Origin of the sequence: Streptomyces sp. SM1, from assembly GCF_002910825.1 — a bacterium.
GTDB classification, from domain to species: domain Bacteria; phylum Actinomycetota; class Actinomycetes; order Streptomycetales; family Streptomycetaceae; genus Streptomyces; species Streptomyces okerensis.
This window is the reverse complement of sequence record NZ_NEUB01000810.1, coordinates 1-1,478: the sequence shown is the minus strand read 5'-3', so window position 1 is coordinate 1,478 and position 1,478 is coordinate 1. Positions and strand designations below refer to the sequence as shown.

Below are 1,478 nucleotides of genomic sequence, written 5' to 3'. Positions count from 1 at the left end.
GGGGCGGCCTGTCCGCGCAGGTACTGCAGGACACCGCTCCGCTGCCGGGACAGCGGGACACGGTGCGATCCGCTGCCGGGAAGCGGTCCGTTATTTTCCACGGTCATGCCCGTACTATATTGCAGGTACCGACCCGGTCCGCTCGGACGGGTTGTCGAAGGCTGGAAGGAACGGCCCCCTGATGAGCACTCTCACCCTCGCATCGGACCCCAAGGACGCGGCGGCCGTCGAAGCCGTCGAGGCGCATCACACCCAGCTGGCCGGTGAGCTGGCCGGACGGGTGGCCATGCTGATCGCGGCGGCGGACCGCGGCCCGGCCGAGGCCGACGAGGTCCGCACCGGACTCGTCGCCTTCTGCGACCGGGACCTGATCCCGCACGCGGTCGCCGAGGAGAGCACCCTGTACGCCGCCGCCCGCGACCTGCCCGAGGCCCGCCTCCTCGTCGACGGCATGCTCGCCGAGCACCGCAGGCTGACCGCCCTGGTCGACGCGCTGCGCGAGACCGGCTCCGCCGTGCGGGCGGCGGCCGACGGCCGGGCCCTCCAGGTGCTGTTCGAGGAGCACCTGGACAAGGAGAACAACCTCATCCTGCCGCTGCTCGCCGGCGCCCCGGACATCTCACTGGCGGACCTGCTGGGAGGCATGCACGAACTGCTCGGCGGCGTCGAGGAGTCCGAGGGCGAGGCCACCGGCGGCGGCTGCGGCGGCACGTGCGGCTGCGGCGGCTCGGACGACGTCGACGTGCCCGAGCTGGACGTCCGGGAGGTGCCGCACGCCCTGCGGCACGCCACGGTCTTCGGCGCGCTCGGTGCCGTACCGGCCGGGCGGGCGATGGTGCTGGTGGCACCGCACGACCCGCTGCCGCTGCTGCGGCAGATCGAGGACCGGCACCCCGGTGTCTTCGCGGTGGAGTACCAGCAGCGCGGTCCTGAGGCGTGGCGGCTGCTGCTGACCCACGGCTGAGCCGCACGCCGGCCGGCCCCGAACGTCCCAGGTTTCAACCGGGCGTTCGGGGCCAGTCGGAAAGCATGTCCCCTCGATATCGCTCTGGTTCCACCTCCGCGGGGACGGTCATCGCGGTGATCGCGGACATCATGGCCGTCATCCTCGGACTGTGGATTCTGATGTACCTGCTGGACGCCAACCGGGCCAACGATCTGGTCCGGTTCGTCCATGACACGGCCGACTGGCTCGCCGCCTGGTCACGTGACCTGTTCACGTTCGACGAGGAGTGGGCGCGGGTGGTCGCGGGCTACGGACTGGCCGCCGTCGTCTACCTCTTCATCGGCCACGCCATCGCCGGCCGCCTCCGCCGCCACTGACCCCTCCCCGCCCGCAGGGCCCCGCACCACAACCAGGCCACGTGACCCGGGGGTCCGGGGGGCACCCCCGGAAGACCAGCACGTTCGACGAGGAGTGGGCGCGGATGGTCGCGGGCTACGGACTGGCCGCCGTCGTCTACCTCTTCATCGGCCAC

Annotated in this window: 2 protein-coding genes; both read left to right on the top strand. The window is 72.1% G+C overall.

What is annotated here, in order from left to right:
- Positions 1-181: 181 nt before the first annotated feature.
- A complete protein-coding gene (locus B9S61_RS25145; protein WP_103544285.1) occupies positions 182-964 on the top strand; it encodes a DUF2249 domain-containing protein in 783 nt (260 codons plus the stop codon).
- Positions 965-1,029: 65 nt separating this feature from the next.
- On the top strand, positions 1,030-1,323 hold the full coding sequence (locus B9S61_RS25140; protein WP_103544284.1) for a hypothetical protein: 294 nt from the start codon (positions 1,030-1,032) through the stop codon (positions 1,321-1,323).
- Positions 1,324-1,478 lie beyond the last annotated feature (155 nt).